Origin of the sequence: Halomonas sp. NO4 (assembly GCF_010994375.1) — a bacterium.
Classification (GTDB): domain Bacteria; phylum Pseudomonadota; class Gammaproteobacteria; order Pseudomonadales; family Halomonadaceae; genus Halomonas.
In genome coordinates this window covers 1-6403 of the sequence record NZ_WHMA01000066.1, presented here as the reverse complement: position 1 = coordinate 6403, position 6403 = coordinate 1, and the positions used below count along the sequence as shown (strand labels likewise).

Here is a 6403-nt window from a genome sequence, read left to right as displayed (position 1 = left end):
CGCGGCCCCCGCTTACCTCCCCGCCCGAGTGGGCGAGGGTTCACGCGGATTTTTGCTGATGCGATCATCTATGCCTCTGCGCAGTGGGCTGACGCCGAACTGATCACCTCAGATGACCATTTCGAAGGCTTGGCAGGCGTGGTGTTCTTCGACAAGCGTGGCTGAGCCTCGCGACATCTCCCCATCCCCTCCTCTTCCGATAGGTCGATACATGCACTTTGCCACCCTCGGCCCCGCCGGCAGCAATCACGAACTGGTCCTCCACCGCTATCTGAGCGTTCGCCGCCTGACCGGTGCGACGGTTCACCTGGTCGACACCTTCGATACTGCCTTCAGGGCTCTCGTCGACGGCGACGTCGACTTCGTGCTGCAGTGCACCGCTCACCCCAGTCATGGCGACTGCGTGGGGCGGTTCATGCATCGCGCCTTCCCCGTGGATACCTTCATCGCCGGCAGCAAGCCGCTCGCCGTGCTGGCGCGTGCCGAGGTTAGCGAGCCACGCACCATCGGCCTTCAACCGGCCACGCGCTACTACAGCGACCTCAGCGGCTATGCCGAGCAGATCGAGGAGCCAACCATCGTCAGCGTGGCCGAGGGGCTGCTGGCCGGCCACTACGAGGCCGGCCTGTGCGCCCGGGAGGTACTGGATACGCACCCGCAGCGTCTGCGCCTGGTCGCGGACCTCGGCCCGGCGCTCGACGCCTGGGTGCTGTTCGGACGGGAAAAGCTGTCAGAAGACCCGGTGATCTGGCCGCAGGCGCCGGTGGTGCGGCAGCTCCATCCATGAGCCAACGCCACCGGCCCCAGCGAACCTACACCACGAAGATCACCACGGCGCCGGCAATGACCAGCACGAGGCGCAGCCAGGCGGCGCGACGGGCGATCACGCCGTAGGAGATGGCCCCGAGGCCCACGGCGATCTTGAGCGCATCGACCACCGCCCAGAACGGATCGAAGGCGAGCCGGATGACCTCGGGATTGGCCACCATGGCCAGCGGAATGAGGTAGAGCCCGAGCCCCAGCGCCATGGCCTTCAGAGCCACCTTGAGCCAGTTCTCGCCCACCATGCCGGCGGCGATGAACACCCCGCCGCACACCGGCGGCGTGATGGTGGAGAGCAGCGCATACCAGAAGACGAAGAGGTGGGCGAGCAGCGGCGGCAGGCCGAGTTCGGTGAGCGCGGGCCCGGCCACCGAGACACAGATCACGTAAGCCGCGGTGGTCGGCACCTCCATGCCCAGCACCAGGCAGGCGAGCGCGGTGAGCAGCAGTGCCGGCCACAGCAGCTCGCCGGAGAGCGACAGGATGCCCGAGGTGATCTTCACGCCAAGCCCGGTCAGCCCCAGCACGCCGATCACCAGCGAGGCGCAGATGATGATGGCGCCGATCGTCGCTACCTGGCTGCCGGCCGTCACCAGGGCATCACCCAGCCGCGAAACAAAGCCTCGCAACGAGAAGGTCAGCCGGACGTCGACGAAGAGCAGTGCCATGCCCACGAAGATGGCCAGGCTCGCCGCGTACTGGGGCGTCACGCCGCCCAGGAAGATGCGTTCGAGCAATACCACGAAGGGCACGGCGAAGAACAGCGAGGTGATCAGCACCTCCTTGCCAGCCGGCTGCTCGCTGGCCGCCACGGGACGCAGGTCGTGGCGGGTGGCAAAGGCGTTGATGCCCACCCACACCGTGGCGAAATAGAGGATCGACGGCAGCAGCGCCGCCGCCATGATCTGGGTGTAGGGCGTGCCGGTAAGCTCCACCATCACGAAGGCGCCGGCCCCCATCAGCGGCGGCATGATCTGCCCCCCGGAGGAGGCCACCGCCTCCACGCCGCCAGCCAGCGAGCGCGGATAGCCCAGGCGCACCATCGAAGGAATGGTGATCGCCCCGGTCGAGGCGACATTGGCCGAGGCGGAGCCGGAGATCGAGCCCATCAGCGCCGAGGAGATCACCGACACCTTGGCCGCCCCGCCGGTCAGGCGCCCTGCCACGCTACTGGCCATGTTCATGAAGCCGCGCCCCGCCTCGCCGGCGTTGAGCACGGCGCCGAAGATCACGAAGATCGCCACCACCCCGACGCTGACGCCGGTGAGCTTGCCCCAAAGGCCGCCCTCGGCAATGGTCAGGGTGCCGACGAAACTCGCCGCGGGCAGTCCCTGGTGGCCGAACTGCCCGGGCACGTACTCACCGAACAGTCCGTAGAGCAGCGCCACCAAGGCCACCAGCGGCAAGGGCCAGCCGATAGCGCGGCGGGCCGTCTCCAGCGCCAGGGCGATCAGAAAGACCCCGATGGTCATCTGCAGATTGGTGTCGATGAAACCGTACTGCCCCGCCAGCGCCGCCTCGTTAAGAGCGATATAACCGCAGGCGGCGATGCCCAGCCCGGTGAGCACCCAACCGCTGGCTTTCTGCCAGGGCGTACGGGCGGCGAACACCAGGATCCACGGCAGCGCCAGCGCCATGTGGATGGGGCGGCTGATCAGCGCCGGCGTGAGCCCATAGAAGATCAGCCCCAGGTGAAAGAGGACCGACACCCCGCCCAGAACGACCCAGCCGGGGTGCACGCGCAACGATGACGCACCGGCGGCAACGGCCGCCGGCGCAGGGGAGGAGGAAACCATGAAGCGTCCTGTCTGGCGAGATCAGCGCAAAGCGTCGGGGATCTCGATGCCGGCCTCGTCGTAGTAACGCACCGCCCCCGGATGCAGGGTACCGGCCACGTTGCCGATCATGTCGTGGGTGATGCCGCCCCACCACGGCGACGCCTCCGCCATCGCTTCGCGACGCTCCCAGAAAGTCTTGGTCAGGGTGTAGGCGGTGTCGTCGTCCATACCCGTGGTGGTGTAGGCGATCACCGGCAGCGAGGTGGTCTCCACGTCGGCCTCGATGCCGTCGTAGGTCCCGCCGGGAATGGTCTGGTGCGCCGCCCCGGTCTGCTCGATCTGCGCTTCGGTCAGGCTGACCAGGCTCACCGGCATGCTGGCTGCGGTCTCGATCACGTTGGGCGTGGGGAAGGAGCTCGCGGTGACGAAGGCATCGATCTGGCCGTTCTTGAGCGCATCCGGCCCGCTGCCGATCTCGGCATCGGCCACCTCCACCTTGTCGGCCAGGTCGAAGAGTTCCAGGTAGCGCTCCGCCTCGCGGGCGCCGAAGCTGCCTCGCCCGATCAGGATGTGCTTGCCTTCGAGGTCCTCCAGAGCGAGCACGCCGGCATCGTCGGCCACCACGAAGTGCATGGTGATGGCGGGAATCGGGAAGAGCCCGCGGATCTCCTGGAAGCGCGGGCTCTGGCGCTCGGCGAAGGGCCCCTCGCCGGCCAGGGCGCTATCGACGAGTCCCGGCGGGGTGGTGAAGACGTAGTTGCCCTGGCGCGCCATCACCTCCATGACGTTCTGCACCGAGCCCTGGCTCTCCTCCAGGGTCAGGGTCATCTCGCCGTCGGTGCCCTGACGGATCGCCTCGGCGAGCTCCACGCCCATCTGATAGTAGGCAGTACCGGCGGAGGCCGACTTGTAGGTCACGCGGGTCTCGGCCTGGGCGCTCAGGGCGCCGGCGCCCAGCACCGCCGCCATGGCGGAAGCGAGCAAGGTGCGGGCCAGCGGACGGGCAAAACGCGAAGAGGTAAATCGGGACATAAAAAGACTCCTTCCAGCGTGTCCAGCATCGAGGTGATGCCATTGTTATAGGCGATGATTGTGTCTGATCGTCAGACAAGTCCCTATAATGCCGATTTTTTCAGGATTGACCACCCATTAACGGGCTAACGAGGATACCGTATGCGCATCGCGGCCGTGCTGGGCGCCACCGGCGGGATCGGCACCGCCATCGTCGAGGAGTTACTCGCCACTGATGACTTCGTCTATCTGCTCGACCGAGAGGCCGGCCGCCAGCCACCCGCTCCGCTTCTCACAGCAGCCGAACCGCAGCGCACCGCTTTTTTGCCCTGCGAGCTGCGCGATCCAGCGAGCATCCAGCGCGCCTTTGCCGCCATCGAGGCGGAACAGGGGCGGCTCGATGCCTGCGTGAACGCGGCGGGGGTGATTCACCGTGGCGCCTTCGTCGATGTCTCCCCGGCCGCGCTCGACACGCTGCTTGCGGTGAACGTCAGCGGTGCCTTCCAGGCCCTCCAGGCCGCCGCGCGGCTGATGATCGCCGGCAACGGCGGTCGCATTGTCAACCTGGCCTCAGTCCACGGCCTGCGCACCGGTGCCGAGCGAGCTGCCTACGCCATGAGCAAAGGCGCGATCCTCTCTCTCACCCGCGCCCTCGCCGTGGAACTCGCGCCCCACGGCATCCTGGTCAACGCCGTTGCACCGGGTCCGGTGAGCGCCGGCATGCAGGACGCCGAGTCGGAATCACGCCGCCTGTGGCGCGACGCCACGCCGCTAGGCCGCGTCGCCGAGGCCCATGAGGTCGCCCGCGCCGTCGCCTTTCTGGCCTCGGCCGAGAACACCTTCATCACCGGCGACACCCTGATCGTCGACGGCGGGGCCAATGCAGCCATGGGCAGCGGCCGGTGACATATCAGTTGCTTCCTCCCTCGCGAATTGCATAGAGTGCTTCCACTACCCAGCTTGCGGAGGGGACTATGCCCCTACCACCAGCCGCCCTGACGCAGTGCACTGAGTACCTGAAGGCGGAACTGCCTTCCCTTGAGGCGCTCTACCTGTTCGGCAGCCAGGCGACCGGCGAGACGGGAGACGCTAGCGACGTCGACCTCGCGATTCTGCTCCCCCATCCACTCGATGCCGCAAGCCGCTGGGCATTGACCGGCGAACTCGCTGATATCCTGGATCGTGACGTCGATCTGATCGACCTGCGCCAAGCCTCTACCATCCTGCAGCAACAAGTCGTGGCGGAGGGACAACGGCTATGGAGCCGCAGCCTCGACGTCGAAGAGTTCGAACTCACGGTACAAAGCGAGTACTGGGATCTCGCGATCCAGCGCCGCGACTTGATAGCGGATATCAAGCAGCGAGGCAGGGTCCATGGCCGATGAAGTGTTGCTCAACAAGGCAGCCGCCATCGAGCGTTGCGTCGCCCGTGCACGGGAAGAGTACGACAAAGGACCCGACTCTTTCACACACGACCAGACCCGTCAGGACGCTGCCATCCTGAACCTGCAGCGCGCCTGCGAATCCGCCATCGACGCCGGCAACCGTCTGATCCGGATGAAGCAACTGGGCTTGCCCCAAAGCGCCCGGGATGTCTTCGATATTCTCGCCCAGGCACAGCTCATCGATACAAAGCTGGCCAAGACCATGAAGCAGATGACCGGCTTTCGAAACATCGCCGTACATGACTACCAGTCAGTGCAAATCCCGATCGTGATCGCCATCATCGAAAAGCACACCGACGACCTGCTCGCCTACGCCAGGCGACTCATCCAGCTGGCGTAGGCATCTGCTTGCAACGTCAACGGATAGTTCACGACGGCATGGCAGTCCGCAGCGCCCGCTCCCAGCGCGCGTCCCGCTCAGTGCAAACGACAAAATCGGGGTTCTCCAGGCTCTCCCGCTGGTTGTAGCGCAGCGGCTCGAGGGTGTGGGCATCGAGCACCTGGCCGCCGGCGGCGGTGACCACGGCCTGGGCAGCGGCGGTGTCCCACTCGCTGGTGGGGCCGAACCGGGCGTGGAGGTCGGCCGCTCCTTCGGCGATACGACAGAACTTCAGGGAGCTGCCCACGGCATCGCAGGTATGGGCGGGCAAGGCATCACGAAACGCCTGGAGTCGCTCCAGGCCATGCCGCCGGCTACCGAGCACCCGCCAGGGCTGCGCTGCCGGGTCCGGCAGCGGGCGAACATGAATGGCCTCTCGCATGCCCGCGCGAAGCGTGAAGGCCCCCTGCCCTGCCTCACCCACCCAGGTCGTGCCAGCACCACCATCCAGGGCCGGTGCATGGACAATGCCCAGCACCGGCACGCCCGTCTCGACCAGCGCCGCGTTGAGGGTGAATTCATCGCTGCCGCTGACGAACTCCTTGGTGCCGTCCAGGGGATCCACCAGCCAGTAGCGGGACCACTTGCGGCGTATTTTCCAGGGAATCTCCCCCGACTCTTCGGAGAGCACCGGCAGCTCCGGTGCCACCTCCTGCAGCAGAGACAAGAGCGCACGGTGCGCCGCCATGTCCGCCTCGGTCAGCGGGCTATCATCGGCCTTGGTCTGCACAGCGAAGCCGCGGGTCTGAATCGCCCGCACCTCGCGCCCCGCAGTCTGCACGCCCTCAATCAGGCACTGCAGCTGGTCGTCCGTCACGTAGCCGGTCACACGCTTCCCTCGTTCATTTCCACACCGAGTGCCTCTCATGGTGGCACACAGTGTGACTGGCTTGCCGGGCTTCCTGTCTACAAGACCGTATATGGAGTCCTCCCCGTTTGCCAGCATGAGGCACGAGTGGGCGTAAGGT

The 6403-nt window shown here is 66.4% G+C and carries 7 protein-coding genes; 4 read left to right on the top strand and 3 right to left on the bottom strand.

Going from position 1 to position 6403, the window contains the following annotated elements; all coding sequences use genetic code 11:
- Positions 1–211 precede the first annotated feature (211 nt).
- Entirely contained in the window at positions 212–787 is a 576-nt protein-coding gene (locus FEF15_RS18860; protein WP_163560967.1) for a hypothetical protein, read from the top strand.
- Positions 788–812: 25 nt separating this feature from the next.
- Here the strand turns inward: FEF15_RS18860 and FEF15_RS18855 are convergent, their stop codons facing one another.
- A complete protein-coding gene (locus FEF15_RS18855; protein ID WP_163560965.1) occupies positions 813–2618 on the bottom strand; it encodes a TRAP transporter fused permease subunit in 1806 nt (601 codons plus the stop codon).
- A 21-nt stretch (positions 2619–2639) separates the two neighbouring features.
- Entirely contained in the window at positions 2640–3632 is a 993-nt protein-coding gene (locus FEF15_RS18850) for a TAXI family TRAP transporter solute-binding subunit (protein ID WP_276208225.1), read from the bottom strand.
- A 141-nt stretch (positions 3633–3773) separates the two neighbouring features.
- On the opposite strand from FEF15_RS18850, the gene FEF15_RS18845 reads away from it, so the two are divergent.
- The 3 genes from FEF15_RS18845 (at position 3774) to FEF15_RS18835 (ending at position 5396) form a co-directional block, all read left to right on the top strand.
- Positions 3774–4517 (top strand): SDR family oxidoreductase, encoded by a 744-nt coding sequence (locus FEF15_RS18845; RefSeq protein WP_163560963.1) that lies wholly within the window; start codon positions 3774–3776, stop codon positions 4515–4517.
- Between the two features lie 68 nt (positions 4518–4585).
- Positions 4586–4996, top strand: a complete 411-nt coding sequence (locus FEF15_RS18840) for a nucleotidyltransferase domain-containing protein (protein WP_163560961.1) — start codon at positions 4586–4588, stop codon at positions 4994–4996.
- The gene (locus FEF15_RS18835) at positions 4986–5396 is read left to right on the top strand and encodes a DUF86 domain-containing protein (RefSeq protein WP_163560959.1); all 411 of its coding nucleotides are present in this window, start codon (positions 4986–4988) and stop codon (positions 5394–5396) included. Before FEF15_RS18840 ends, FEF15_RS18835 begins: the two co-directional genes overlap by 11 nt.
- Positions 5397–5424: 28 nt before the next feature.
- On the opposite strand, the gene cysQ is transcribed toward FEF15_RS18835, so the two are convergent.
- A complete protein-coding gene (cysQ, locus tag FEF15_RS18830; RefSeq protein ID WP_240454244.1) occupies positions 5425–6264 on the bottom strand; it encodes a 3'(2'),5'-bisphosphate nucleotidase CysQ in 840 nt (279 codons plus the stop codon).
- Positions 6265–6403: the final 139 nt, after the last annotated feature.